25 protein-coding genes are annotated in these 25,176 nt (G+C 67.3%); 14 read left to right on the top strand and 11 right to left on the bottom strand.

What is annotated here, in order from left to right; genetic code table 11:
- Positions 1-150: 150 nt before the first annotated feature.
- Together AC3ARF_RS06225 and AC3ARF_RS06220 are read right to left on the bottom strand one after the other, a co-directional pair.
- Positions 151-1,335 (bottom strand): glycosyltransferase, encoded by a 1,185-nt coding sequence (locus AC3ARF_RS06225; RefSeq protein ID WP_498931271.1) that lies wholly within the window; start codon positions 1,333-1,335, stop codon positions 151-153.
- Positions 1,336-1,351: 16 nt separating this feature from the next.
- Positions 1,352-2,518 carry an MFS transporter gene (locus tag AC3ARF_RS06220; protein WP_498931269.1) on the bottom strand — a complete coding sequence of 389 codons (1,167 nt, stop codon included), beginning with the start codon at positions 2,516-2,518 and terminating at the stop codon, positions 1,352-1,354.
- A 179-nt stretch (positions 2,519-2,697) separates the two neighbouring features.
- Here AC3ARF_RS06220 and AC3ARF_RS06215 point away from each other — a divergent pair, with 179 nt between their 5' ends.
- From AC3ARF_RS06215 to AC3ARF_RS06195, 5 genes are all read left to right on the top strand, one after another.
- Entirely contained in the window at positions 2,698-3,774 is a 1,077-nt protein-coding gene (locus tag AC3ARF_RS06215) for a hypothetical protein (RefSeq protein ID WP_498931267.1), read from the top strand.
- Positions 3,775-3,879: 105 nt separating this feature from the next.
- Entirely contained in the window at positions 3,880-5,589 is a 1,710-nt protein-coding gene (locus AC3ARF_RS06210) for an AMP-binding protein (RefSeq protein ID WP_498931265.1), read from the top strand.
- A 16-nt stretch (positions 5,590-5,605) separates the two neighbouring features.
- On the top strand, positions 5,606-6,340 hold the full coding sequence (locus AC3ARF_RS06205; protein ID WP_498931263.1) for an ABC transporter ATP-binding protein: 735 nt from the start codon (positions 5,606-5,608) through the stop codon (positions 6,338-6,340).
- Positions 6,337-8,694 (top strand): ABC transporter permease, encoded by a 2,358-nt coding sequence (locus AC3ARF_RS06200; RefSeq protein ID WP_498931261.1) that lies wholly within the window; start codon positions 6,337-6,339, stop codon positions 8,692-8,694. The genes AC3ARF_RS06205 and AC3ARF_RS06200 overlap by 4 nt, the downstream gene beginning before the upstream one ends.
- 7 nt (positions 8,695-8,701) lie before the next feature.
- Positions 8,702-9,901: an efflux RND transporter periplasmic adaptor subunit gene (locus AC3ARF_RS06195; protein ID WP_498931259.1), complete on the top strand. Its 1,200-nt coding sequence runs from the start codon at positions 8,702-8,704 to the stop codon at positions 9,899-9,901.
- A 196-nt stretch (positions 9,902-10,097) separates the two neighbouring features.
- On the opposite strand, the gene AC3ARF_RS06190 is transcribed toward AC3ARF_RS06195, so the two are convergent.
- A complete protein-coding gene (locus AC3ARF_RS06190) occupies positions 10,098-10,514 on the bottom strand; it encodes a hypothetical protein (RefSeq protein WP_498931257.1) in 417 nt (138 codons plus the stop codon).
- A gap of 108 nt (positions 10,515-10,622) precedes the next feature.
- Between AC3ARF_RS06190 and AC3ARF_RS06185 the strand changes: the two genes are divergently transcribed.
- Positions 10,623-11,426 carry a hypothetical protein gene (locus AC3ARF_RS06185; RefSeq protein ID WP_498931255.1) on the top strand — a complete coding sequence of 268 codons (804 nt, stop codon included), beginning with the start codon at positions 10,623-10,625 and terminating at the stop codon, positions 11,424-11,426.
- Between the two features lie 130 nt (positions 11,427-11,556).
- On the opposite strand, the gene AC3ARF_RS06180 is transcribed toward AC3ARF_RS06185, so the two are convergent.
- The gene (locus tag AC3ARF_RS06180; RefSeq protein ID WP_498931253.1) at positions 11,557-13,236 is read right to left on the bottom strand and encodes an ABC1 kinase family protein; all 1,680 of its coding nucleotides are present in this window, start codon (positions 13,234-13,236) and stop codon (positions 11,557-11,559) included.
- Between the two features lie 47 nt (positions 13,237-13,283).
- Positions 13,284-13,787, bottom strand: coding sequence for a phosphoglycerate mutase family protein (locus AC3ARF_RS06175; protein WP_498931251.1), 504 nt, complete (start codon positions 13,785-13,787; stop codon positions 13,284-13,286).
- A gap of 55 nt (positions 13,788-13,842) precedes the next feature.
- Here AC3ARF_RS06175 and AC3ARF_RS06170 point away from each other — a divergent pair, with 55 nt between their 5' ends.
- Complete coding sequence (locus AC3ARF_RS06170; protein WP_498931249.1) at positions 13,843-14,745, top strand: NAD-dependent protein deacetylase; 903 nt, start codon at positions 13,843-13,845, stop codon at positions 14,743-14,745.
- On the opposite strand, the gene AC3ARF_RS06165 is transcribed toward AC3ARF_RS06170, so the two are convergent.
- The 3 genes from AC3ARF_RS06165 to AC3ARF_RS06155 all read right to left on the bottom strand — a co-directional run bounded on the left by AC3ARF_RS06165 (position 14,740) and on the right by AC3ARF_RS06155 (position 15,930).
- The gene (locus AC3ARF_RS06165; RefSeq protein WP_498931247.1) at positions 14,740-14,928 is read right to left on the bottom strand and encodes a YgaP family membrane protein; all 189 of its coding nucleotides are present in this window, start codon (positions 14,926-14,928) and stop codon (positions 14,740-14,742) included. The two genes, AC3ARF_RS06170 and AC3ARF_RS06165, sit on opposite strands and share 6 nt — an antisense overlap.
- A gap of 111 nt (positions 14,929-15,039) precedes the next feature.
- The gene (locus AC3ARF_RS06160) at positions 15,040-15,633 is read right to left on the bottom strand and encodes an HAD family hydrolase (RefSeq protein WP_498931246.1); all 594 of its coding nucleotides are present in this window, start codon (positions 15,631-15,633) and stop codon (positions 15,040-15,042) included.
- Positions 15,634-15,663: 30 nt separating this feature from the next.
- The gene (locus AC3ARF_RS06155; RefSeq protein ID WP_498931244.1) at positions 15,664-15,930 is read right to left on the bottom strand and encodes a DksA/TraR family C4-type zinc finger protein; all 267 of its coding nucleotides are present in this window, start codon (positions 15,928-15,930) and stop codon (positions 15,664-15,666) included.
- A 370-nt stretch (positions 15,931-16,300) separates the two neighbouring features.
- Here AC3ARF_RS06155 and AC3ARF_RS06150 point away from each other — a divergent pair, with 370 nt between their 5' ends.
- Positions 16,301-16,579: a hypothetical protein gene (locus AC3ARF_RS06150; RefSeq protein ID WP_498931242.1), complete on the top strand. Its 279-nt coding sequence runs from the start codon at positions 16,301-16,303 to the stop codon at positions 16,577-16,579.
- 6 nt (positions 16,580-16,585) lie between these two features.
- Here the strand turns inward: AC3ARF_RS06150 and AC3ARF_RS06145 are convergent, their stop codons facing one another.
- The gene (locus tag AC3ARF_RS06145) at positions 16,586-17,005 is read right to left on the bottom strand and encodes an Lrp/AsnC family transcriptional regulator (protein ID WP_498931240.1); all 420 of its coding nucleotides are present in this window, start codon (positions 17,003-17,005) and stop codon (positions 16,586-16,588) included.
- A gap of 145 nt (positions 17,006-17,150) precedes the next feature.
- On the opposite strand from AC3ARF_RS06145, the gene ocd reads away from it, so the two are divergent.
- Both ocd and AC3ARF_RS06135 read left to right on the top strand, forming a co-directional pair.
- A complete protein-coding gene (gene ocd / locus AC3ARF_RS06140; RefSeq protein ID WP_498931239.1) occupies positions 17,151-18,197 on the top strand; it encodes an ornithine cyclodeaminase in 1,047 nt (348 codons plus the stop codon).
- Positions 18,198-18,350: 153 nt separating this feature from the next.
- On the top strand, positions 18,351-18,596 hold the full coding sequence (locus tag AC3ARF_RS06135) for a DUF2789 domain-containing protein (protein WP_498931237.1): 246 nt from the start codon (positions 18,351-18,353) through the stop codon (positions 18,594-18,596).
- Between the two features lie 71 nt (positions 18,597-18,667).
- Here AC3ARF_RS06135 and AC3ARF_RS06130 read toward each other — a convergent pair whose 3' ends face one another.
- Both AC3ARF_RS06130 and AC3ARF_RS06125 read right to left on the bottom strand, forming a co-directional pair.
- Positions 18,668-18,907, bottom strand: a complete 240-nt coding sequence (locus tag AC3ARF_RS06130; protein ID WP_498931235.1) for a hypothetical protein — start codon at positions 18,905-18,907, stop codon at positions 18,668-18,670.
- A gap of 165 nt (positions 18,908-19,072) precedes the next feature.
- Positions 19,073-20,101 (bottom strand): magnesium transporter CorA family protein, encoded by a 1,029-nt coding sequence (locus tag AC3ARF_RS06125; protein WP_498931233.1) that lies wholly within the window; start codon positions 20,099-20,101, stop codon positions 19,073-19,075.
- Positions 20,102-20,257: 156 nt separating this feature from the next.
- Here AC3ARF_RS06125 and AC3ARF_RS06120 point away from each other — a divergent pair, with 156 nt between their 5' ends.
- From AC3ARF_RS06120 to AC3ARF_RS06105, 4 genes are all read left to right on the top strand, one after another.
- Positions 20,258-21,064, top strand: a complete 807-nt coding sequence (locus tag AC3ARF_RS06120) for an N-formylglutamate amidohydrolase (protein WP_498931231.1) — start codon at positions 20,258-20,260, stop codon at positions 21,062-21,064.
- Between the two features lie 88 nt (positions 21,065-21,152).
- Positions 21,153-22,928 carry a flavohemoglobin expression-modulating QEGLA motif protein gene (locus AC3ARF_RS06115; RefSeq protein WP_498931229.1) on the top strand — a complete coding sequence of 592 codons (1,776 nt, stop codon included), beginning with the start codon at positions 21,153-21,155 and terminating at the stop codon, positions 22,926-22,928.
- 4 nt (positions 22,929-22,932) lie between these two features.
- Complete coding sequence (locus AC3ARF_RS06110) at positions 22,933-23,985, top strand: glutathione synthetase (protein ID WP_498931227.1); 1,053 nt, start codon at positions 22,933-22,935, stop codon at positions 23,983-23,985.
- An 85-nt stretch (positions 23,986-24,070) separates the two neighbouring features.
- Positions 24,071-25,174, top strand: coding sequence for a DUF1615 domain-containing protein (locus tag AC3ARF_RS06105; RefSeq protein ID WP_498931225.1), 1,104 nt, complete (start codon positions 24,071-24,073; stop codon positions 25,172-25,174).
- Positions 25,175-25,176: the final 2 nt, after the last annotated feature.

Here is a 25,176-nt window from a genome sequence, read left to right as displayed (position 1 = left end):
CCTACCCGCGCAAAAAAAGACGCCGGCGGAAGCGCGTGCCATGGGGGAGGAGGGGGCACAGGGGCTTCGGCCGGTCGTCTTCATCTATGCCAACGCATCCGCGTGGCCAACACCGGACGCTTTTGCCCTCCCCCGCACGGGGGATGGGGATCAGGCCAACGCGGGCATTGGGCGCGCCAACGAGGCGTACAGCTCCACCGCGCGCCGCATCAGCACCTCGGTGCTCCAGGCACGGGCATCCAAGGGGCCCGCCTCGGCGAGTGCGCGACGGTCTTCCGCCGAATCCAGCAACGAGGCCACATGTTGTGCGAAGGCCTCCTCATCTTCCTCGCTGACTCTCGCGCTGCGGGCGTCACGCAGCACGGTCGCCGTGCCCATGACCGCTGTAGAGACGATCGGCGTACCCAACGCCATCGCCTCGATCAGCACCAGCCCCTGCGTTTCGCTGGGCGAAGCAAACACGAACACGTCCCCGGCACGGTAGGCATCCAGCAGGGTGCTGCGCCGGTCGAGGTTGCCGAAAAAGCGGACGTTGTGCTCCAACCCCAGGCCTGCAACCAGCTGCCGCAACCTCGCGGCGTCAGGGCCCTCTCCCGCTATCAGGAACTGGAGCGCGGGGAACCGGGGCAAGAGCCGCTTCATCACCCGCAGCAGGAACGCGATGTTCTTCTCCAGCGACAGCCGGCTCACGGTCACCATCGTGGGAACATCGGCGGCAATGCCGTGCGTCTCGCGGAAGCGCGCGCCGTCGCCGCCGGCAAACTCAGCCAGGTCGATGCCCGTGGGAATCACCGTGCGGGGCGTGCGCACGCCGTAACGGTCGAGTACCTCGGCCATCTGCGCGCTGGGCACGATCAGGTGGTCCACGCCGTGGCACAGGTAACGAGAGGCACGTCGTGCCAGCCAGCGCGCCAGCCCGGTCGGCAGCCACGGCAGGTAATGGCCCACGTACTCCTCGAAATAGGTGTGGTAGGTCTCCACCGTCGGCACGCCAGTCAGCCGTGCCAGCCGCACGCCCAGCTGATGGGCGCGGAACGGGGTGTGCACGTGGACCACGTCCCAGTCGCGCGCGGCCAGCGTTCGGGTCACCCTGTCCAGCGCGGCGCCCTTGATCAGGCGGTCTTCTGGATCGAAGAAGATCACCCGCGCAGGCAAGCGGATGACCTTGAAGGTGTCGTCATGGTGCTGCTCCTGCCCGCTGCTAGCCCCGTAGTCCGGCACCACCAGCGTTACCGCATGGCCCATCCGCGCCAACGAGCGGGCAAACGTACGGATCGACGTGGAAACGCCGTTCACACGCGGAAAATACACGTCGGACAGCATCAGGATATTCATCCCGATGCACGCTAGGTCAGGCAGATGACGGTTTCATGGCGCGGGCGAGCCACGGCGTGGCGAGGGCAGCCAGGCCCGAAACCACAGCCCCCATCCAGAATGCCGCGGGTGGGCCTTGCCGATCCCACAGCCACCCTGCGACGGCACTTGCCACCAGCAGTCCCGCCCCTGACACCAGATTGAACATGCCGAAGGCTGTGCCGCGATACGCCTCGGGCGCCACATCCGCCACCAGGCTGGCAAGGATGCCTTGGGTCAGGCCCATGTGCAGGCCCCACAGCGCGATGCCGCCGAATACCAGGCCCAGGCCGTCGGACGCGGCCAGCGCCACATCGGCCAGCACCAGCACGCCCATTCCCAACGCAAGCAGCGTCGAACGCGACATCCGATCCGACAGGTATCCAGCCGGATAGGCGGTGAGAGCGTAAACCGCGCTCATCACCACCAGCACTATTGGCACCCAGGCCAGCGGCAGCCCCCGATCGGCCGCCCGCAGCACGAGGAACGCCTCGCTGAACCGGGCCAGGGCCACCAGCAGCCCAAGCGCCACCAACCACCAGAATGAACGCCCCAAGTGCGACAAACCTTCCCGGCTCAGTGGCAGGCGCGCGGGCTTGCGGGCCCCATCGGCCGGTTCAGGCACCTTCAAGAGCAGCAGTACCGCCACCACTCCGGGAACCACCGCGAACCACAGCACGGTCTGGATGTCATTGGCGAAGGCGTGCATGAGCCCCACTGCCAGCAGTGGCCCCATGAACGCCCCGACGGTGTCCATCGACTGGCGCAGCCCAAAGGCGGCGCCGCGGATCTCGCGCGGCGTCAGGTCGCTCACCAGCGCGTCACGCGGCGCACCACGGATACCCTTGCCGAACCGGTCCAGAAGGCGCACCGTCGTCACCGTGGCCACCGAATCGGCCAGCGGGAAAAGGGGTTTCACTACCGCAGCCAGCCCGTAGCCCAGCAACACCAAAGGCTTGCGGCGCCCCACCGCGTCACTGACGTAGCCGGAAAATACCTTGGTCACCAGCACCAAGGCCTCGGCTGCGCCCTCGATCAGGCCGATCACCAGTGCGCTGGCCCCCAGGGTACCGGCGAGAAGCACCGGCAGCAGGCTGTGGACGATTTCCGACCCCATGTCGGTGAACAGGCTGACGAACCCCAGCGCGACAATCGCGCGTGGCATGGCCGGAGGTGGCGGGAGGGACGTCGAAACTGTCAAACGAAGCCACCCCGTGGCAAGGCGCGCGATTGATCTTATCCAGCCGAAGTGATGAACAGGCAAAGGCGCGTCCTGAAGGCATGGGTTAAGGACGTTTAATGGAGAATAATGGCCGCATCCCACGACCCTGCCCGCCACGTTCCATGACGAAGCCTTGGCTCCTGCTATCCCTCGCGTCGGCGTTGATCGCCGCGCTGAGCGGGTGCTCGGATCAAGCTGCGTCGGCGAATGACGGCGACGGCAAGCCGCCGGTGGTGACGTTGGCCGAGGATCGCAGCAGACCCGCCATCGCCGGCCTCCGCGCGCCGCCTCCGCCGACCACGCCGGACTTCACCTACTGGCCCCCGGCCACGCTCGAAAGCGGCACGGCGCGGGTGAGCTGTCACTACGACTACGACCGCGAAGGCGACGGCGACCGCATCGGCGCCCTGGAGTTCTTCAACCTGGTAGATGTGTTGTCCGAGTGCCGTGAACCCGGCATGGTCCGCCTGAGGTACGACGGCAAGATCGACGCTGGCTTTACGGCGCTGATGGCCCGCGTCAGCGAGGTCGCCGATCGCATGGAGATCCGCAACCGCGTGCTCGACATCGACTCGGCGGGCGGACAGGTGGAAGAGGCTATCCGCGTGGGCGACCAGATCGCCGAATCCGGCTGGTCCATCTGGGTGCGCGAAGGTTCGCTGTGCCACAGCGCATGCGTGCTGGTGCTGGCTGCGGGCGACACCCGTTCCATTGCCGGCAAGGTGGGAATCCACCGCCTGATGCGGCTCAAGTCCACTGCCACCACGCGCGTGGAACTCAATGACGAACTGCGTGACATCACCCAGCAGCTGCGGGACTACCTCTCGCGCAATGGCGTGGCCGCGCACCTGGCCGATCGCATGATGACCATCCCGGCGCGCAACCTGTTGCTGCTCAACGCCGCGGAACTGCGCCAGTATGGACTCTCGGGTACCAACGCGGCGCAGGAAGACCTTGACCGCATCCGCGTTGCGCGCAAGTGCGGCGAGGATTTCGCCCGGCGCCGCGACGCATTCGGGCGTGCCTTCGACAACGAATGCATGCAGCCCGGCGCAGCCTTCCAGTCGCTGGCTGATTGCGGACGGGCGCTGCGGGGCCAGTTCGGCTTTCCGGACGTGCGGTGCCCGGACGAAACGCCGCTCGCCCGCTTCGACACCGCGAACGAACAGGCCCCTCCACAACTGCTACGGCAGGAGTGAGATCCGGCGGCGCATCACGTAGCCGCGTGTGGGCGGCAGACCAGGCGACAGCCCGATACCAAAGACGCATCGTGTCGATTCCCGGCCGGCGGCTATCCTGCGCGGATGACCTCGCTTCCCGACCCCGGCCCCAGCCCCAGCCACGTCATCGGTGACCACACCGTCCCGCTCCTCGAGGAAACAGTGGGCGACATGCTCGCCCGCGTTGCCCGCACGTGGCCCGCACAGCCTGCCTTGGTCGTACCGCCGCAGGGCGTGCGCATGGATTACGCCACCTTCAACGAGGCCGTGGATCGGTTGGCGGCAGGCCTGCTGAAACTTGGACTGGTGCCCGGCGACCGAGTCGCCATCTGGTCCCTGAATCGCGCCGAATGGGTCCTGATGCAGTTCGCCGCCCCACGGGCCGGTTTGATCCTGGTGAACATCAACCCGGCGTATCGCACCCACGAGCTGGCCTTCGCGCTACGTCACGTGGGCTGCAAGGCTCTGGTACTGCCCAGGCGCTTCAAGACCTCGGACTACGTCGGCATGTTGCGCGAGCTGGCGCCCGAACTGGACGCATGCGCCGCAGGGGAGCTGAAGGCGGCCGCGCTGCCGGACCTGCGGCACGTGTTGGTGATGGGCGAAGGCGAACCGATTCCGGGCACGCACGCATTCGATTGCGTCGCGAACTGCGACGACACCACCGCCCTCGCCCGCATGCGCGGCGTGGCTGCCACGCTCTCCCCCCACGACGCCGTCAACATCCAGTTCACCTCAGGCACGACCGGCGCCCCCAAGGGGGCCACACTCACCCACCACAACATCGTCAACAACGGCTTCTTTGTCGGTGAAGCCATGCACCTCACCGAACAGGACAAGCTGTGCATCCCGGTGCCCTTCTACCACTGTTTCGGCATGGTGCTCGGCAACCTGGCGTGCGTGACGCACGGCGCGTGCATGGTCATTCCCGGCGAGGGTTTCGACCCGCTGGTTACGTTGGAGACCGTGCAGGCCGAGCGCTGCACCGGACTGCACGGCGTGCCCACGATGTTCATCGCCGAGCTCGAACACCCGCGCTTCGCGGAATTCGACCTCACCACGTTACGCACCGGCATCATGGCCGGCTCCAATTGCCCCATCGAGGTGATGAGGCGCGTGGTCGAGGTGATGCACATGTCCGAGGTGACCATCACTTACGGGATGACCGAAACCAGTCCGGCCAGTTTCCAGACCACACCCAATGACCCCCTGGAGCGCCGCGTCGATTCCGTCGGACGCGTGCACCCGCATGTGGAGGTCAAGATCATCGATGGCGAAGGCCGCACCGTGCCCCGCGGCACCACGGGCGAACTGTGCACGCGCGGCTACTCGGTCATGCAAGGCTATTGGAACGAACCCGCGCGCACCGCCGAGGCGATCGACGCCGAAGGCTGGATGCACACGGGGGACCTCGCCACCATCGACGCCGACGGCTACTGTCGCATCGTAGGCCGCGTCAAGGACATGCTGATCCGCGGCGGTGAGAACATCTACCCGCGTGAGGTAGAGGAATTCCTCTACACGCATCCCGCCATCGCCGACGTGCAGGTCTTTGGCATTCCGGACGAGAAGTTCGGCGAGGAGGCCTGCGCCTGGATACGGCTCGCCGACGGCGCCGTCTGCGATGCCGACCAGGTCCGCGCGTACTGCCAAGGCCGCATCGCCCATTACAAGATCCCCCGCCACATCCGCTTCGTCGACAGCTTCCCGATGACGGTGACGGGCAAGGTACAGAAGTTCCTGATGCGCCAGGCCATGATCGACGAGTTCAAGCGCACCCAGGGCGACGGCTGACCCATTACAGTAGGGCATGGCCACGGCCCCTACCCCCTTGGACTCTCCGCAGCCGGTGTTCCGGGCACGGGGGCTGACCAAGGTTTACCGCATGGGGGATGTCGACGTGCATGCGCTGCGCGGCATCGACCTCGACCTGTTTGCCGGCGAGTTCGTGGTGTTGCTGGGAGCCTCCGGCAGCGGCAAGTCCACCCTGTTGAACATCCTGGGCGGCCTGGATGCGCCTACCAGAGGCGAGGTCGAATGCCAGGGCCATCCGCTCACCGGTGCGGATGAGGCAGTGCTGACGCAATTCCGGCGTGAACACGTGGGCTTCGTGTTCCAGTTCTACAACCTCATCCCCAGCCTGACCGCCCGCGAGAACGTGGCGCTGGTGACGGAGATCGCCGACCAACCGATGGCGCCCGAGGAGGCGCTGGCGCTGGTCGGGCTGAAGGAGCGCATGGATCACTTCCCCGCGCAGCTCTCCGGTGGCGAACAGCAGCGCGTGGCGATCGCACGCGCCATTGCCAAGCGGCCTGCCGTACTGCTTTGCGACGAACCAACCGGGGCACTGGATTCCCCAACGGGCATCCTGGTATTGCAGGCACTGGAGCGCATCAACCGCGAGACCGGCGCACTGACCGTGGTGATTACCCACAACGAGGTGATCGCCGGGATGGCCGACCGCGTGATCCGACTCAGCGATGGTCGTGTCATCAGCCAGGAGCGCAACGCCACGCGCAAACCCGCCTCGGGGCTGCGCTGGTGAGGGCCCTGCACCGCAAGCTGCTCCGGGAGTTCGTGCAGCTGCGGGGCCAGGTGCTCGCCATCGCGCTGGTCATGGTGGGTGGCATCGGCACCATGGTGATGGCGCTGGGCAACTACAACGCGCTCTCCCGCACGCGGGCGCTGTTTTACGCCGAATACGGCTTCGCCGACGTGTTTGCGCAGGCCAAGCGCGTTCCGTTGCCGCTGGCCGACACGATCCGCGGATTGCCGGGTGTGCGCGCCGTTGAGGCCCGCGTGGTGGGCTTCGCGCCCCTTGAACTGACGGGCTTCAGCGGCCCCATCAACGCGCAGCTCATCTCGCTCCCTGCATCCGGCGATGGAGGCCTCAACCGGCTCTACCTGCGCTCGGGCCGATTGCCGGAGCGGCTGGATGAAGCGGTGGTGGGCGAGGCCTTTGCCGAGGCCCACGACCTGCACGAAGGCGATCGGCTCGTTGCCATTCTCAATGGCCGGCGGCAGGAACTGCGGATCTCCGGCATCGGCCTCTCGCCGGAGTTCATCTACCAGATCAAGCCGGGCGAGGTCTTTCCCGACTTCCAGCGCTTCGCGGTGCTGTGGATGCAGCACGCATCGCTGGCCCGCGCTTTCGACATGGATGGTGCGTTCAACAGCCTCGTGGTCACCGTGCAGCCCGGCGCCCGCGTGCCCGATGTGATCGACGCCATCGACCCGCTGCTCGTCCCTTTCGGCGGAGCCGGCGCCAACGGCCGCGACCTGCAGCCCTCACACCGTTTCCTCGATGAGGAATTGAGCCAGTTGCGGATGATGGCGCGCATGTTCACCGCGATCTTCCTCGGCGTTACCGCGTTCCTGCTCAACGTGGTGCTTGGTCGGCTGGTGGCGTCCCAACGCGAACAGATCGCACTGCTCAAGGCCTTCGGCTACTCGCGCTTGCAGGTGGCGGTGCACTACGGGCAACTGGTGCTGATTGTGGTTGCGGTGGGGGTGCTGCCAGGCATCGGGCTGGGCGCGTGGCTGGGGCGCGCGATTGCCGGCATCTATCGCGAGTACTACCGCTTCCCCTACCTGACGTGGTCACTCGAACCACCGCTGCTGTTGCTGGCGATGGCGTTTGCCGTGGTTGCCGGCGCATTGGGCACATTCGCCGCGCTCGCGCGCGTGCATCGGCTTTCGCCCGCGGAGGCCATGCGGCCTGAGTCGCCGGCCAACTTCCGTCCCCTGCTGCTGGAGCGCCTGGGCCTTGGGCGTGTCCTCGACCCCGCGGCGCGGATGGTATTGCGCAACCTTGAACGGCGCCCGTTGCGGACGTTGCTATCGGTGCTGGGCATCGGGATGGCGTGCGGCATCCTGGTCATGTCGCGGGCGATGCCCAATTCGGTCGAGCGCGTGGTCGACGTCCAGTTCGGCTTTGCCCAGCGTGACGACTTCGCCGTGGGTTTTACCGAGCCCGCTTCCAGCCGGGCGGTAGCGGAATTGGCCGCACTGCCCGGCGTGCGTGCTGTCGAACCGTTCCGGGTGGCTGCCGTTACCCTTCGGCATGGCCATCGCACGTACCGTACCGCATTGCACGGCCTGCCTACGCAAGGCGACCTCAAGCGGGTGGTGGATGCGCGCATCCAGCCCGTCGTGCTCCCGCGCGATGGACTGCTGCTGACCGATTACCTGGCGGACCTGCTCCGGGTCCGTCCCGGCGACACCTTGCAGGTGCAGTTCTTCGAAGGCCACCGCCGCACGCTTGCCGTACCGGTGGCCGGCACCGTGAAGGAGTACCTGGGTGTCGGCGCATATGCGCGCCACGGCTACCTCAATACCCTGCTGAACGAAGGGGACGTGGCTTCCGGCGCATGGATTTCGGTGGACGCGCGGTACCGCGAGGCGGTCCTTGCCGAGCTCCGCCGCCGACCCCGCGTGGCCTCCGTCACCGACCGATCAGCGATGGTGCAGAGCTTCCGCGACACCATGGCGCAGAGCCTGTCCACCTTCACCTTTGCGATCACCCTGCTGGCCGGCGCCGTCGCCGTGGGCGTGGTGTACAACGCCGCGCGCATCACCCTCGCCGAGCGGGGTCGCGAACTCGCCAGCCTGCGCGTACTGGGCTACACCCGTGCCGAAGTGCGGGGCCTTCTACTCGGCGAGCTGGGCGCGCTGGCCCTCATGGCCCTGCTGCCAGGGTTCGTGTTGGGATTCGCCATGATCGCGCTGCTGGCCCGGGGCATGCAGTCCGACCTGTTCCGCATCCCGGTCGTTCCCGACCCGACGGGCGTCGCGTTTGCCGGCATCGTCATACTCGCAGCGACGGTACTATCGGCGGCACTGGTGCGCCGACGACTGGATCGACTGGACCTGGTGGCCGCGCTGAAGACCAAGGAATGATCCGCTGATGCCGGCAACCACACGCGCCCGCCTGCTCCGTTGGCTGCTCGCCCTCCTCGTGGTGGGCGCTTTCGCCGCTCTGCTGCTGTGGCCCAAGGCCACGCTGGTGGACACTGCCCGCGCCGATCGAGGTCCCGTGCGCGAGGTCGTCGAGGCGGAAGGCCGCACTCGCCTTCGCGACCGCTATGTGATCACGGCGCCGATCGCGGCCACCGCGCGCCGGCTTGAACTGGAGCCAGGCGATGCCGTCGAGCCCGGCCAGACCCTCGTGGTGCTCGATGCCCTGGCCGCCCCTGCGCTGGATGCGCGTGCGCGCGCCGAAGCGCAGTCGCAGGTTGCGGCCGCGCGCGGGCGATGGGCCGCGGCCCGGGAAGCGGCGGCAGCCTCCGCCGCCCGTGCCCGCCAGGCCAAGGCCGATGCCGACCGCCTGCAGCGCCTGCAACGCGACCAGCTCGTGGCCAGCGCCACGGCCGACCAGGCCCGCACCGCTGCCGACCAGGCGCAGCGTGAGGCCAGCAGTGCCCGGTTCCTGGAGGCAACGGCCAAACACGAACTGACGGCCGCGCAGGCCGTCCTCGCCCACGGCAGCGGGGAGAGTGGCGCCAGCGTGCTGAAGCTCACGGCCCCGGTGGCTGGCATGGTGCTGCGTCGACATTTCGAAAGCGCGCGCCCGGTGCAACCCGGCGAACCATTGCTGGAACTCGGCGACCCGGATGCGCTGGAAGTGGAAGTGGACGTGCTCTCCGCCGATGCGGTCCGCCTGCGTCCAGGCATGCGCGTGGAGCTCGTGCGCTGGGGCGAGGCGCAGCCCCTGGAGGGACGCGTTCGCCGCATCGAGCCCGGGGGCTTCACCAAGGTGTCGGCGTTGGGCGTGGAAGAGCAGCGCGTGTGGGTGATCGTGGACATCCTCAGCCCCCATGCGCTCTGGCATCACCTCGGCGAGGCCTACCGCGTCAATGCGCGCTTCCTGCTGCGCGAGGCCGCGCCCACGTTGCGCGTCCCCGCGAGTGCGGTCTTCTTCGATGGCGACACTGCCCGCGTGTTCCGGGTCGTCGCGGACAAAGCGCGCCGGACTCCCGTGGGCGTCGGGCTGCAGGGCGAAGGCTGGTCGGAGATCCGGCAGGGAATTTCCCCTGGCGACATCGTGATCGTGCACCCGGATCGCGCCCTTGAAGATGGGGACCGTGTCCGCGAGAGGGGCCGCTGAACCCCGAGACAGAGGCAATGCCCTGCGCACCCGCCCCGGACCCAACCGCCAGCTGAATCTTTTTTTCACCTCTGCGCTGGTATCGGGCGGATGTCAGTGCCCGTTCATGCGTCTTCACGCCAACTGCACATCAGGCGTGCGGGTGGTCCGCGGCCCATCCTGGAGACACGAAATGAACGGTTGCGGCCAGCGAATCCTACTCGCGGTGGTGATCGGCACTTTGCTGGCCGTGGCGGCGCCCGTGGGCGCGCAGCAGGCGCAAGGGGACGAGCAGAACGAACGTCCACGGCGCGGCGAAGGCCGCCGCGCGCGTGATGAAGAACGGTCGAACCAAGCGGGCCAGGATAAGCCCCCGCAAGCCGCGGAGGCCCGCGAGGAGAGGCGTGAGCGTAGGTCTGAGCCACGCCCGGCCGCAGTCGACCGCGATGACCGGGCACAGTCCCAATGGCGACGCGGCCCCGAGCCAGCCGAGCCTGGACGCCGCTGGCAGCAGGAGTCCGAGCGCCCGGAGCGCGACGCGCAACGCGAACAGTCCAGGTCGCAGCGCATCGCCCAACAGGCTGAGCGGGAACAGCGCGAGCAAGCCCAACGCGCCCGCAACGAACAGGCACAAGCACGCGCTCAGGAGCAGCGAGAGCGGGCGTTCGCGCAGCAGCGGGACGCCGAAGCCCGCGAGCAGGCAGCCCGACAGCGGCGCGCAGAAGCGGAACGCGATCGCGCGGTGGAAGCCCGCCGTGTGCGCGTGGAAGACGAAGGCCGCCCGCAGCCCGGCCGTGTGCGCGATACCGATGAACAGCGCGGCCCCGCATGGCGCGACCTGGATCGGGTGGCGCAGGAACGGCGCGATATCGACGAGCGCCGCAGTGTGGAGCGCTCCGACCGCGAGCGCCGTGGGGACGCGCGTCGCGACGCTGGGGGGCAGCGTCTCTCAGCCCCGCAGCAGCGCCGCCTGATCGAAAGCCAGCAGCGGCAGGCCGACGCCTACCGTCGCTCTCACGTCGACCGCGAGCGCCGTGCCGAACAGTACAGCCGAACCCTGCGCGATCAGCGTCGCACTTCGCAGTACCGGTACCAGAGCGACTACATCCGCCGCCTGCGCGACCATCACCACCGGTATGCAACGCGCCGCTGGGACTATTACAACGACCCGTTCTTCTATACCCCGATCAGCTACCGCTACTACTACAGCGGCTACCACCACGACACCAACCGTTACGGTGCCGACCTGCTGCGTGACGCGGTGCGCCGGGGGTACGAGGAAGGCTACTGGGCCGGCCGCGCCGACCGCATGGACGGCTGGCGTCCGGACTATCGCAGTTCCTACGCGTACTCGGATGCCAGCTACGGCTACTACGGCTACTACGTGCCTTACGACGCCTATCGTCACTACTTCCGCCAGGGCTTCCGCCGTGGTTACGACGACGGCTACTACGGTGCGTACCGCTACGGCACCTACCGCCGCGGCACGCCGTCGATCCTGCCGGCGATCCTCGCCACCATCCTGGTGCTGGACGCATTGGACTGACCATAGTTCCGTTTCGACACCGCACCCTGCACTGCAGTAACTCGACGCCCGGCCAGCCCGGGCGTCTTTTTTCATCGGGGATCGGCAACGACTGATCGCCTTGCCACGCGCACGCGAGATTGCACCTCGCTCAGCGCCCGCCCCCGCTCCGCCAGATCGAATAAACCAGCCATGCCCCCGCCACTGCCGCGCCGAGGAAGCCCAGCAGCCCGAATACCGGCAGGCCCATCAGCGTCGGCCCGCCCTCCACGGTCAAAGTGATCGACGAACCGACGATCAGCGCCGCCAACACCACGCCCACCGTCAACCGGTTGGCCGAGTGGTCGATCTGCGCGCTGAATTCCTTCAGGTGGTCGATGTCGATATGCACCTTCAGCTTGCCGCCCCGCACCACGCGCACGATCCGCTGCAGGTCGCGCGGCAGCGCCGCGAGGAACCGCGCCGTGTCGCCGAGTACGTGCCAACTCTGCCGCGCCACCGCGCGTGGCCGGTATCGCCCGAACATCACCACGCGCAGGAACGGCGCCGCTTCGTGGGCCATGTCGAAATCCGGGTCCAGCTTGCGCCCCAGGCCCTCGAGGGTGATGAACACCTTCACCAGCAGCGCCAGTTCGGAAGGCAGCGCCAGCTTGTGCGTGCGCAGCAGCGCGGTGACCTCCAGCAGCATCGCCGGCAGGTCCAGGTCCCCCAGACGCACGCCGTGGTAGCGCTCAACGAATGCGTCGATGTCCTGCGCCAGCTGGCCCTCATCGGCCTCCGACTGGCCGGTCCACTCCATCAGGACGTCGCTCACCCGTTCGGGATCGTGGTCCACCAGCCCATGCAGCAACGACACGATCTGTTCGCGGCGCGCCTGCGACAGTCGGCCGACCATGCCGTAATCAATCACTGCAATGCGCGAATCCGGCAGTACGAACACGTTGCCGGGGTGCGGATCGGCATGGAAGAACCCGTCCTCCAGCACCATTTTCAGGATGGTCTGCGCGCCCCGGCGTGCGATCAGTTTGCGGTCCACGCCGGCGGCGTCCAGCGCGGCGGTATCGGACACCGGGATGCCGTCGATGTAGTCCTGCACATTCACCCGCTCGCTGGTGAAGTCCCAATGCACCGAAGGCACGACGATCTCGGGGTGGCCCTCGAAGTTGGCGGCGATGCGCTCGGCGTGGCGGCATTCCGCGGCCAGGTCCAGTTCCAGCATGAGCGAGGCGCGGAACTGCTTGACCACACCCACCGGCTGGAACTGCCGCCATTCGGGGAACTGCGCTTCGAACAATTGGGCCGCGCGTTGCAGCAGGCGAAGGTCGGCCTCGATCACCGGGCGGATACCCGGCCGCCGCACCTTGACCACCACTTCGCGGCCGTCCTTGAGCGTGGCCCGGTGCACCTGCGCAATGGACGCCGCCGCCAGCGGGGTGGTGTCGAAACGGCGGAACACCTCGTCGGGTGGCGCCCCGAGGTCCTCCACCAATTGCGCGTGGATGCCCTCGTACGCCACCGCGGGGGCCTGACTGTGGAGTTTTCCGAACTCGGTGATCCAGTCGGGCGGAAACAGGTCGACGCGGGTGGCCAGCACCTGGCCCAGCTTCACGAACGTCGGCCCCATGTCTTCCAGCGCGCGCCGGACGCGCACTGGCGCGGGCAGCGCAGCGGATTCGGAAAGCTGCGACAGCGGCAGCACCTTGCCCGCCCGGGCGACCACGGCGCCCAATCCCAGGCGGCGCACCATGTCGCCAAAGCCGTAATGCACCAGGATCGAGGCGATGTCGTGCACCCGTCCCAGGTCACGCACGGCGGTGAGGTGTTCCCACATGCCCAGGCTCCTCCGGTATCGCAATGTCCGTCGCGCGACGGCCAGCCTCAACGCACGGGCCAACGTTCCTGCTGCAGCTGCACCTCGCCGTCGGCGGGGATGACGACGATCATGGCACGGTCGTATTCACTTTCATCCATGTCAGCCACGCCTTGCGCGCCCAGCGCACGGGCCACCGCCGGCAGGGTATTGCTGTGGCCGACCACCAGCACGCTTTCGCCCGAATGGCGACTGCGCAGCACTTCGGCCAGGGAGGCGGCCGGCTCACCCGCGGGACGTACGGTGAGGGGCAGGCCCCGCGCCTTCGCGACGGGCCAGGCGGTGAGCTGCGTCCGCCTGAAAGGCGTGGCGTAAACCGCCGCGATGGGTCGCTCGGCCAGGCGATCCACCAATGCCTCGGCACGGGTGCGGCCTTCGACCGTCAGCAGGGGATCGCGCGAGCCGTCGGTGGCCTTTTCGGCATGGCGCACCAGCACCACCACCGTGTCCGGCGGAGCCGCCGTAGCCAAGGGTGCTGCCAGCAGGCACAAACCCAACCACATCGATCGCATGTTTTACGTCCTCGCGCGTCACGTCCTCACCCGGATTCCAACGTAGCATGGACGCATGGCCACGCCCGCCCCCGCGCCCCTTGAAGCCGCCCTGCAACTCGCGGACTGGATGGCCGCACACCCCCGCGTGTTCGTGCTCACCGGCGCGGGCTGCAGCACGGCTTCTGGCATCCCCGACTACCGCGACGAGGACGGCAGCTGGAAACGCAAGCCCCCGGTCACCTACCAGGCCTTTGTGCAGGAGCCACTTACCCGCGCACGATACTGGGCGCGCAGCTTCATCGGCTGGCCGCACATCGCCACCGCCCGGCCCAATGACACCCACAACGCACTGGCCGATTGGGAAGCGGAAGGCGGCGTCTCCACGCTGGTCACCCAGAACGTGGATGGGCTGCACCAGCAGGCGGGCAGCCGCGGGGTCATCGATCTGCATGGCCGCCTGGATCAGATCGTCTGCCTGGTTTGCGGACAACTCAGCCGCCGCGACCGGCTGCAGCAGCGGCTGGGCGAACTCAACCCGGACTGGCACCACCTGAGCGCAGCCACCGCACCGGACGGCGATGCAGACCTTGAAGACGCGGATTTCCACCGCTTCCGCGTGCCGGACTGCGACGCTTGTGGTGGCCTGCTCAAACCAGACGTGGTGTTCTACGGCGAGAACGTCCCGCGCGATCGCGTCAACGCCGCGCAGCAGGCGCTGGCAAGTTCCAACGCCATGCTCGTCGTCGGCTCTTCGCTGATGGTGTATTCGGGTTACCGCTTTGCCCGCATGGCGCGCGAGGTCGGGCTGCCCTTGGCCATCCTCACCCGCGGCGTCACGCGCGCCGACGAGCTGGCCACGCTCAAACTCCCTGCGGACTGCGGCACCACGCTCGCGCGGGCAATGCATGCACGCAACGAAAAGGCCGGCGGCACCCCCCAGCGCCGCCGGCCGGCCTCCCCCACTGCAACGTTATGACCTGACCTTGCAGGTACTCATGCCCAGCAATGCGTACAACGGGCAGAAGTTGAAAAGACCGGTCAACAAGGGCACCACGCCGACCCAGGCCCATACCGGCCCGCCCGTCGCCGCCCACGCAATCAGGGCCACGCCGACCACGATCCGCAGCACCTTGTCCACGCCACCCACGTTCGCCTTCATACGCACCTCCGTCTGGACGTTGTGCCGCCACGGTAACCGACCCGGCGCGGCGGGACTTGATCAAGGGCAAATGGCGCGACAAACGGCAGGCAACGGTCTGGGCGCGGTGCGTCAGGCCGGCAGCTCCTGCCAGCGGTAGTACCGCCGGCTGGCCAGATCCAGCATCGGCTCGTCCTCATGGGTGTCGCCATAGGCGTAGACCTCGCCGTACTCGCCCAACCGGTAGCGGTCCAGGATCATCTGCGACTTGAACGGCCCGCAATCCCCCTCCAGCAGTCGGCCGGTCATGCGGCCGCCCCGCGACTCCAGTTCGTTGCAGATCAGCTCAAGACCATGGTTGCGGCACCATGCGGCCAGATACACGTCCAACGAACAGGACACCACGACCACCCGGTCACCGCGGGACTTGTGCCAGCGGATGCGTTCCAGTGCATGCGGCCGCACGAAGGCGGGCAGCTTCTCGGATGCATAACGCTCGCCCGCGGCGCGCACCGCGGCCTCATCCTTGCCGCGGAATGCAAACGCGCTCACCAGCGTGCGGATCATCGGTGCCGAGACGAGGCCAAGCTTGTACCCCACCACCACCGGGGCCAGCACCACGCGGCCAACCAGCAGGTGGCGGCGCGACAGGGCATGGGGCAGGAACGACGAGAAGGTGTCGTTGACCGTGATCGTTCCGTCGAAGTCGAACAGGGCCAGGTCCATCGGGTGCGTCCTGCAGGATGTGCCGACAGCTTACCGGAGTTGACTGTCCTTGCTGCCCCGGCGGTTGTATCCGGTGAAGGCATCCTGTTCCTGGTCATGGGCCTCCTGGCACGGCACGCACAGGCGCACCCCCGGCATGGCCTTGCGCCGCGCCTCCGGGATCAGGGCGTCGCAGTCCTCGCAACGCTCACGCCCCGGCCCCTGCGGCAATTGGCTGCGCGCACGCTGGATTGCGTCGTTGATGGTCGCGTCGATCTGGTCCTGCACAGCGCCGTCGCCGGCCCAACCGGTGGCCATGGCTGTCTCCGGGGTTCGTGGTCTGGGTTTCAAGCATACGCCGCGGGTCCGAACGCGGATTGAATGACGCCGATCGATTGGGCCGACTCCTCGACTGCGCGCTCACGCCGCATCAGACACGGTGGGAGCCCCCGTTCCGGAGTGACGCATGCCCCGCCATCTGCCTCTGATTGCCGTCCTCGCAATGGCCGGTTGCTCCGCGCAACCTGACGCGTCCACCACAGCAGCGCCGTCCCGGGCCGAACGCCCTTCGGCTGACAGCCCCCGGTCGCAGCCTCACCCCCCGGCGGAGAGGCCGCCGCATGCCACCGAGGTCGCCGCCCCCGACGGTCCCGCTGCCCCCTCAAACCCGCCCCCCGCGACGGCGGGCGTGCCCAAGCGCTTCCAGGGCACGTTCGCCCTGAACGAGCAGGCCTGTGGCCAATCCGGGCACGAGAGTCACCTGGACCTGTCCGCGGACCGCATCCAGTTCCACGAAAGCAGCGGTCCGATCGAGCACGCCCAGGTCGCCGACAACACGCTGCACGTGGTCGCACGCATGACCGGCGAGGGCGAGACGCGCGAGGCGACCTACCGCTTCGCCCTCACCGAAGACGGACGGCAGCTGAGCGACCTCAACCACGGCATGGTCCGCGTGCGTTGCCCCTGAGCCCGCTCAGCCGCGGAAGCTGTGCAGGTGGATGCTGGTTTCGGTGGCGCTGACGCCCTTGATGCGCCGGATGCGTTCCAGCGTCGCCGAAAGTTCAGCGAGGGAGCCCACGCGCAGCTCGGCGAGCAGGTCCCAGCGGCCGTTGGTGTCGTGCAGGGCGGCGACGCCCGGCTCCCCCAATAGCGCTCGGATCACGCCCTGCTGGTTGCCCTCCACTGCCACGCCGGTCCACGCGTGGATTTCGTCGGGCGCCGCATCCGGGCGCAGCCGCAGGGTGTAGCCCACGATCACCCCGTCACGCTCGAGCCGCGCGATGCGGTTGGTGATGGTGCCGCGCGACACCCCCAGCGCTTGGGCCAGGTCGGCGATCGAAGTGCGGGCGTTGTGCCGGAGTTTGGCGATCAGGCGGTGGTCGAGGTCGTCCATGCGGGCATCATGCCTGCGCCACTTGCCGAAATGCCAGACGCCAGTGACTAAACGTCACTAAATTGGCGTTTAATTGCCATTATTGCTGTTTTGTTCTGGCACGCAGCTGAGCAGAATGCCCACTCCCCTTCGAGCCCGGGCTGCCATGACCACTTTGCTGACCACCCGTGACGTTGCGCGCATCGTCGCCGCCCACGGCTTGCCGCAGGTGTTGGCGCGCATGGTCGAGTACCTCGAGGCCGATTTCCGCCGCTGGCCGGAGTTCGAGAAGTGCGCTCGGCTGGCCTCCCATTCCGACGTCGGCGTGATCGAGCTCATGCCCGTCTCCGACGCCACCGAGTACAGCTTCAAGTACGTCAACGGCCACCCCAAGAACACCCGCGAAGGCTTGCCCACGGTCATGGCCTTCGGCGTGCTGGCCAACGTCGCCACCGGCATGCCCACCCTGCTGAGCGAGCTGACCCTGACCACCGCGATGCGCACCGCCGGCACTTCGGTGATGGCGGCCAAGCGACTGGCCCGGCCAGACAGCAAGGTGATGGCGCTTGTCGGCAATGGAGCCCAGAGCGAGTTCCAGGCGCTCGCCTTCCACCATCTGCTGGGGATCCAGCAGGTGCGCCTCTATGACGTGGACACCGACGCCACCGCCAAGCTCACCGCGCACCTGCAGGCCGCGGCCCCGGCGCTGCGCGTTGTGCGCTGCGGCAGTATTGCTGAAGCGGTGCGCGGCGCGGACATCGTCACCACGGTGACCGCGGACAAGACCAACGCCACCATCCTGACGCCGGAGATGCTGGAGCCGGGCATGCACGTCAACGGCGTGGGCGGCGATTGCCCCGGCAAGACCGAACTGCATCCGGCCGTGCTGCAACGCTCGCGCGTGTTCGTCGAGTTCGAACCGCAGACCCGCATCGAAGGCGACCTGCAGCACCTCCCCGCCGACTTTGCGGTGACCGAGTTCTGGCGCGTGCTGACCGGCCAGGCCGAGGGCCGCCGCGATGCCAGCGAGACCACCGTGTTCGACTCGGTTGGCTTCGCGCTGGAGGACTATTCGGCGCTGCGCCTGCTGCGCGACTGCGCGCGCGAACTGGGACTGGGAGCGGACGCCGACATCATCCCGGCGCTGGCCGACCCCAAGGATCTGTATGGCCACCTGATGGGTGCGCCGCTGGGGCAGCGTCAGGCGGCCTGAGCGCCACGGCAACAACGAGACCCGAAGAAGGACGACTTGGCCGCAAGGATGCGGCACCTATTCCCGGGCGCATCGCCCTTGTTGATGATGCGGCCTTGATCCCCCCGGCGGTACGCTGGGCTCCGTTGATCCCCCAAGCGGCACGGAGCCCCCATGGAACATCCCGTCCATCCGTTTTCCGAACTCTTCGCCCAGTTGGGCCTGCCCAACAGCCACGAAGACATCCGCCAGTTCCTGGCCACCCATGCACCGTTGCCCGACAACATGCGGCTGGAAGAGGCGCCGTTCTGGACCCCCGCCCAGGCCCAGTTGTTGCGCGAAGAGCGCGTGGATGACGCCGACTGGATCGTGGTGATTGACCAGCTCAACGCGGCGATGCATGCGTCACCCGCGAACTGATCACTCCGGGCGAGCCGTCACGCTCGAAGGGAGCGTCCGTAGCCCATCGCCCCGTCCCCCTTGAGCCATGCTCAGCCGCTGCAACCGCCGCAGCAGATCGAGGGCAGCTGCTCCACCTGCTGCGGAGACACCGGGTAGCCTGCCTGCGACATCATCACCACCACGTCGACCGCGGTGAACGCGCCCGCCAGGCGCAGGGTGTCGCCCTTGACATCGAGATCGACCAACGCCGCGGGGTCCGCCTCAAGCACGGTGTCCTCGATAGCGTCGAGGTCAGGCCGCGCTCCGGCAAGATGAATGTGAAATTCCACGCGTCGGTCCTCCGGGCAATTTTGGAACCCAATGTTCCTGATGGCCATATTGGCCAAGGGTGCCCCGACGTGCCCTGACGCCGGTCAATCAAGAGGCGGGTTGCCTCCACTCGCTTCAAGGCCCGCCAAGACTGCCTGGGACCAGCCGTGCACCCTGCCCGCCGCTCAGATCCACCGCCGCCAACGGGCGACGACGATCGCGATCACCGCGACCAGCGCCATGCCCGCGAAGGCCGTCCAGAAGCCCCGCCCTCCCGTATCGAAGAAGGGCGCGGCAAAGTTCATTCCCAGCGTGCCTGCGACCACCGACAACGTGCCCAGCAGCACGGTCACGAAGGTCAGCGTGCGCATGGTGTCGTTGGTGCGCTCCGAACTGCGGGTGGCGAACAGCTCGAAGCTGCCCACGACCAGATCGCGGGCGTTCTCCACCGCGTCCATGGCGCGCTCGAATCGCTGCTCCAGGGCGCGGAAGTGCTTGTCGGCGATCCCGGCGTCGTCCGGCCGGAAGTCCGGACGTGCCATCGCCCCGAATACGTGCCGATGCGGCGCCAGCATGCGGCGCAGGCGCGATGCACCGCGACGCAGTTCTGCGAGGTCCTGGAGGCTTTCCCGGGGCGCCCGCGCTGACAGCACTGATACTTCCAGACGGTCAACCGCCGCCTCGAAATCGGAAACCGCATGCAGGTAGCTGTCCACCAGCCACCCCAGTAGCGAGGCGGTGAAGCTTTCCGCGCTCAGCGTGCCAAGGCGCGTGTCGGCCCGCTCGCGTCCACGCAGCTGCTCCAGAAACTGCACCGGGCCACGATGCAGGCTGACCACCACGTTGTGACCGCAGACGATCGCCAGCCCACGGCCCTTGAAGCGCAAGCCGCCCTCATGCTCCACCGCAACCGCCTGCGCCAGGAACCAGTCACCGAAGCTGGCCAGATCAGCCCGTCCATCCAAGGACTGCAGCGCCTCGACAGCGTGCGGACCCAGTTCCAGCTGATCCACCAGGTACTCGATCAGGGAATGGGCATCGCTGGCTTCATCGTCCTCGACGTCCACCCACAACAGCTGGGTTTCGGTCAGCGCACTGACGTCGAGCGTGTCCAGGTCAACATCGCGGTCCTGGCCTTCGCCGTCAAACAGGAAGGCACCCAACTTGGCCGTGGCCGGCGCGGGTGCTGGCGGAGCATTGGCAGTGTTCTGCATGGGACGCGTTGACCCTCGGGATGGGGCCATCTTCGGTTGCGGTCGCGAAGGTCGGGTGAACGCACAGGCCAACGAGCGCTGAACGCCCCCGGGGCGTCGACCCGACGTGCACGCGCGGCGTTCTAGTTTGGCGTCATCTGCCTGTTGCGAATTGTGATGAATCCCGATCAACCCTGCTCCATCCAGCCATGGTGGCAGCTGCAGCGCAGCGACGATTGCGTGGTGGCGACAGCCATCCACGATGGTAATGCGCTGCGTCCCGAAGTCCAGGCCGCGATGGCACTGACCGACGCAGAACGCCTGCGTGAGGAAGACCCCTTTACCGGCCAGGCAATCCTCGGAATCCCGACCCATGTCATCCCGCGGGTGTCACGCTTCGAGTGTGACCTCAACCGGGGTGAGACCGATGCGGTGTACGCCACGCCCGAGCAGTCCTGGGGTCTGGATGTCTGGCACGCGCCACCGCAGGCCGACCTGGTCGAGCGCTCGCTGCGCTATCACCGTTCGTTCTACAGGATGATGCGGCAACTGCTGGACGACGTCGCGACCCGAAGTCCCTTCGTGTTGTTGGACGTGCACAGCTACAACCATCGCCGGGACGGACCAGCTGCAGACGCGATGCCTCAGCAGGATGCACCGGATATCAATATCGGCACGTTCTCGATGCCGCGCGAGCGTTGGGCCTGGTTGCTGGACCCGCTGATGGACACGATGCGCGGGTTCGACTTCCTCGGCAGGCGCCTGGATGTGCGCGAAAACGTTGCCTTCCAGGGAAAGGGCCAGTTGGCCCGCTTCGTGCACCAGACCTACCCGGGTGTGGGCTGCGCCATTGCAATCGAGTTCAAGAAGTTCTTCATGGACGAGTGGAGCGGGGTACCGGATGTCGCGGAGCTCGAGGCGATGCGGCGTCTGATGACCTGCGTGGCCGACACCAGCCGACAGTTGCTGCTGGGCCATGGCTAGTATCACGCCCCCACCCGCGCAGCGGCCGCCCGCACCCGACTTGGGCGGAACGGGCGCGTATCGGCATGAGTCGGCGCTGGGAGTGCGGGTGCATCTGGACCGCCCGTTGCCCTTCGCGGTGCTCCATCGCCGCGTGCCGGGCACCGACGGACTGGCCATGCGCGTCACTGCGATCAGCCCCACCCACTTCCTCTGGCCCGGCCAGGCGAGCGCCGATGCCGCGGCAATGGCATCACTGGGAGAGCTTCTACAGCGGCTGCACGCTGACTTCCCCAGTTTTCTGCTGGTGTCGCTGTACGACCTGCCCCTTGACGAACGGATCGAGCAGGACAGTCCGCGTCTGGAGAAATTCCGCTTCGTCCTCGGGACATCGCAGCACGAGCCAGCCCAGGCGGCATCCCTTGCGATGGCAAGGGCACTGGAGGGAATTTGCCTGGACCTGCGCAACGCCCAGGTCGAGCCAGCGGACGCGCTATATGCCGAACCCGGCTTGGTGGAGATGCTGGCAGGCCATCCGGGCGTATCACACCTCTCGCTGGGGCTGCCGCAGGTTTACCGGGTGCCCCAGACACAGCGAATCTATCCGCAGCTTTTCAACGCCTTGGAATCGGGGGTGTTCGACGCGCTGCTGCAGGGATTCGCGGCATTTGTCGACGCGACCACACAGGGGCCGGCTCCACACCCGCGAACGCTGGGACGAAGTTCCTTCGTGCATGCCGCGATCGCGGCCGACGAGGCGCTGGATGCGATCAGCCGTTCGTTCGACTTCCTGCTGGGCGTATCCCCGATCAACAGCACGCAGGCGTTCGACCAGTTCATGGCCGACAAGGCAGCGAAGTCACCTGTTTTCCGCTATCGGCCCTTGGCCGTCGATGTGGACGCAGCCAAGCGCGCCGTGTATTCGGTCGACCTGCGGGCAGTGGAAGACCCGGTGCTGGAGTCGGTGTTCAGCGAGAAACAGCACGAACTCGACCTTCAGCTCACCTTGCTGCACAGCCGCAACACACCCAACTTCCGCCATGCCTCGTTGATGCAATACGGCGGCGTGGAGCAGGATCTGCTGGAACGGGCGCAGTCCGTGCTGTCAGGCCTGCCGCCAGAGGACATCGTGCGGGACCAGGTCATTGGCCCGCCGCGCATCCGTGAGGCGGCCGAGGCATTGATCCGGGATTACCAGGAGACTGCCCCAGATTTTGCCGCGGACGTCTGCATACGCGACGACATTGGCCCCGGCCTCATGGTGAGCGGCAACTCCCTGTTGGTGTCCAGTGCGACGCGCATGCCGGCGGCGCGGTTGGACGCCCTGTTGCAGCACGAGGTCAGCGTGCACGTGCTGACCTGCGTGAATGGCCGTCAGCAAGGGCTGCAGGTGTTCGGCAACGGCCTCGCCGGATACGAGGGCATCCAGGAAGGCCTGGGTGTTTTCGCTGAGTACGTGGCCGGTGGCCTGACCCGCGCACGCCTGCGCCTGCTCGCCGCGCGCGTGGTCGCGGTACATGCCCTTCTGGACGGCGCCGACTTCATCGATACCTGGCGGCTGCTACACCACGGCCACGGCTTCCAGCCACAGACGGCGTTCTCCATCGCCACCCGCGTACACCGTTCGGGGGGACTGACCAAGGATGCGATCTACCTGCGCGGACTGGCGCAGGTGTTCGACCTCGTGGCGAACGGACAGGACCTCACGCCCTTCTGGTGCGGAAAGATCGCGCCGCACCACGTGCCCATCGTCGACGAACTGCGGTCCCGCGGCATTCTCCGTCCGCCACTTGTCATGCCCCGCTTCCTCACCCGCCCTGCCAGCCTGGCCCGCATCGCCCGGATCCACGCAGGGGAACCCTTCATCGATATCCTCCGAGGCTGAACCGATGCTCATCGCCTTCTTCGTCAACGCCATCAAGGACGAGTACCCGCGTTACACCACCACCGTGCTGGCCCATGAGGCCTCGCGCCGCGGGCACGACGTCTGTTACATCACGCCCGACGACTTCGTCCTCAGCCCCGACGACGCATTGCGCGTTCACGCCCATTTCGTCCCGGCGGCCACGACGCGGACGCGCTCGCTGGACAAGTTCTTCAAGGACATGCGCGGGGCGGCGAAGAACACCAAGCTGATCGACATCGACGACATCGACGTGCTGATGCTGCGGAACGACCCCTCCAACGACGCCATCGAACGGCCTTGGGCGCAGGACATCGGCATCCAGTTCGGACGGCGCGCGATAGAACGTGGCGTACTGGTGCTCAACGACCCGGATTCGCTGTCGCACGCCATGAACAAGCTGTACTTCCAGTCGTTCCCGCGTGAGGTTCGTGCGGAGACACTCATCACGCGCAAGCCGGATGACATCAAGAAGTTCGCCAGGAAGCATGGCGGCAAGGTGGTGCTGAAGCCGCTGCAGGGCTCCGGTGGCCAGGGTGTGTTCCTGGTGAATGCCAAGACGGCAGCCAACCTCAACCAGATGATCGATGCCATCAGCCGCGATGGCTACGTCATCGCCCAGTCGTATGTGAAGGAGGCGGAAAAGGGCGACATCCGCTTCTTCCTCATGAACGGCAGGCCGCTCACCGTCGACGGAAAGTATGCGGCGATGCGACGCGTCAGCTCCAAGGACGACATCCGCAGCAATATCCACGCCGGGGGCAAGGCCGTCGCGGTGAAGATCTCCGAGCGCGAGCTGCGCGTGGCCGAGCTGATCCGACCCAAGCTGTTGGCTGATGGGATGTTCCTGGTGGGCATCGACATCATCGGCGACACCATCCTTGAGGTGAATGTCTTCAGCCCGGGCAACCTGCAGTCGTGCTCCGACATGGCGGGGGTCAACTTCGCCACGGCCATCCTCGAATCGATCGAGCGCAAGGTGCAGATCGCGCTGGAGTTCCCCGGGCAATTCTCGAACCAGGCGCTGGCGGTGATGTAAGGGGGTGGGCTTCAGCCTCGACGGAGTCCTTGGGTCGCCATGGGTTGGGGGTGCGCGCCGGCGAGTGTGTGGTTACGCTGCGCCGATGCATTCCATCCGCCCTGCCTTTGTCCTGTTGCTGGCCAGCCTGTTGGGCGTGGCCTCGTGCTCGCGGCCCGAGCCGCAACCCACGCCCGCGCAGATCCGTGCGCAAGTCAGTCGGCTGCTGCCTGTCACCCTCCACGAGCGCGCCGAGTGGGCGCAGGACGTGCAGGTCGCGTTCACGTCGCTCGGCATCCGACCGGTGCCACCCAACCTCTGTGCCGCCCTGGCGGTGATCGAGCAGGAAACCGGCTACAACCCCGATCCCGTGGTGCCGGGGCTGGCACGGATCGCCCGCACGGAGATCGAGAACCGCGCGGGGCGCCTGGGCGTGCCGCGCTTCGTGGTGGCCGCCGCCCTCGCGATGGAAGCCGCGGATGGGCGCCCCTACAGCGAGCATCTGGCCGCCGTCCGCACCGAGCATGACCTCAGCCGCCTGTACGAGGAACTGATCGATTCGGTCCCGCTGGGCAAACGCCTGCTCGGCCGGGCCAACCCCGTGCGGACTGGTGGTCCCATGCAGGTCAGCATCGCGTTCGCCGAGGCCTTCGCCGATGCGCGTCCCTACCCGTACCCACTCACCGGCACCATCCGAGACGAGGTGTTCAGCCGCCGCGGCGGGGTCTACTTCGGCATTGCCCACCTGCTGGCATACGAGGCGTCATACCCTCACCTGCGGTACCGATTTGCCGATTTCAACGCCGGGCTGTACGCCAGCCGCAATGCGGCATTCCAGAACGCGTTGAGCGTGGCCAGCGGCATGCCCCTCGACCTTGATGGGGATCTGGTACCGCACGGCAGCGGCCGCAACGACGTGGGACAGACCGAACTGGCGGCGCGCACGCTGACCCCGGTGCTGGGAACAGACGACGCGGCGGTCCGGCGCGCCCTCAAGCTGGGACATACGCTGCGTTTTGAGGACACGGACCTCTATCGCGAAGTGTTCGCCATGGCCGAGCGTGAAACCGGCAAGCCTCTGCCCCGCGCGATGATGCCGCGCATTCGCCTGCAGAGCCCCAAGATCACCCGCCGCCTGACCACGGAGTGGTTCGCCACACGCGTGGAGAAGCGCTATCGGCAGTGCATGGCACGCGCCGCAAGCGGCTGAAG

The sequence above is a fragment of the Lysobacter sp. KACC 24251 genome (assembly GCF_057747755.1).
Note: the sequence above shows the minus strand (reverse complement) of the source record. Positions and strands in the feature narration are given on the sequence as shown.

Bases quoted from the DNA above. Each gene is read 5' to 3' on its own strand.
- AC3ARF_RS06155 (WP_498931244.1), bottom strand. From the start codon at position 15,930: ATGGCCACCGGTTGGGCCGGCGACGGCGCTGTGCAGGACCAGATCGAC.
- AC3ARF_RS06125 (WP_498931233.1), bottom strand. From the start codon at position 20,101: ATGCAGAACACTGCCAATGCTCCGCCAGCACCCGCGCCGGCCACGGCC.
- AC3ARF_RS06175 (WP_498931251.1), bottom strand. From the start codon at position 13,787: ATGCGATCGATGTGGTTGGGTTTGTGCCTGCTGGCAGCACCCTTGGCT.
- AC3ARF_RS06210 (WP_498931265.1), top strand. From the start codon at position 3,880: ATGACCTCGCTTCCCGACCCCGGCCCCAGCCCCAGCCACGTCATCGGT.
- AC3ARF_RS06145 (WP_498931240.1), bottom strand. From the start codon at position 17,005: ATGGACGACCTCGACCACCGCCTGATCGCCAAACTCCGGCACAACGCC.
- AC3ARF_RS06220 (WP_498931269.1), bottom strand. From the start codon at position 2,518: ATGCCACGCGCGATTGTCGCGCTGGGGTTCGTCAGCCTGTTCACCGAC.
- AC3ARF_RS06205 (WP_498931263.1), top strand. From the start codon at position 5,606: ATGGCCACGGCCCCTACCCCCTTGGACTCTCCGCAGCCGGTGTTCCGG.
- AC3ARF_RS06215 (WP_498931267.1), top strand. From the start codon at position 2,698: ATGACGAAGCCTTGGCTCCTGCTATCCCTCGCGTCGGCGTTGATCGCC.
- AC3ARF_RS06135 (WP_498931237.1), top strand. From the start codon at position 18,351: ATGGAACATCCCGTCCATCCGTTTTCCGAACTCTTCGCCCAGTTGGGC.
- AC3ARF_RS06170 (WP_498931249.1), top strand. From the start codon at position 13,843: ATGGCCACGCCCGCCCCCGCGCCCCTTGAAGCCGCCCTGCAACTCGCG.
- AC3ARF_RS06120 (WP_498931231.1), top strand. From the start codon at position 20,258: ATGAATCCCGATCAACCCTGCTCCATCCAGCCATGGTGGCAGCTGCAG.
- AC3ARF_RS06225 (WP_498931271.1), bottom strand. From the start codon at position 1,335: ATGAATATCCTGATGCTGTCCGACGTGTATTTTCCGCGTGTGAACGGC.
- AC3ARF_RS06160 (WP_498931246.1), bottom strand. From the start codon at position 15,633: ATGGACCTGGCCCTGTTCGACTTCGACGGAACGATCACGGTCAACGAC.
- AC3ARF_RS06110 (WP_498931227.1), top strand. From the start codon at position 22,933: ATGCTCATCGCCTTCTTCGTCAACGCCATCAAGGACGAGTACCCGCGT.
- AC3ARF_RS06195 (WP_498931259.1), top strand. From the start codon at position 8,702: ATGCCGGCAACCACACGCGCCCGCCTGCTCCGTTGGCTGCTCGCCCTC.
- AC3ARF_RS06105 (WP_498931225.1), top strand. From the start codon at position 24,071: ATGCATTCCATCCGCCCTGCCTTTGTCCTGTTGCTGGCCAGCCTGTTG.
- AC3ARF_RS06165 (WP_498931247.1), bottom strand. From the start codon at position 14,928: ATGAAGGCGAACGTGGGTGGCGTGGACAAGGTGCTGCGGATCGTGGTC.
- ocd (WP_498931239.1), top strand. From the start codon at position 17,151: ATGACCACTTTGCTGACCACCCGTGACGTTGCGCGCATCGTCGCCGCC.
- AC3ARF_RS06180 (WP_498931253.1), bottom strand. From the start codon at position 13,236: ATGTGGGAACACCTCACCGCCGTGCGTGACCTGGGACGGGTGCACGAC.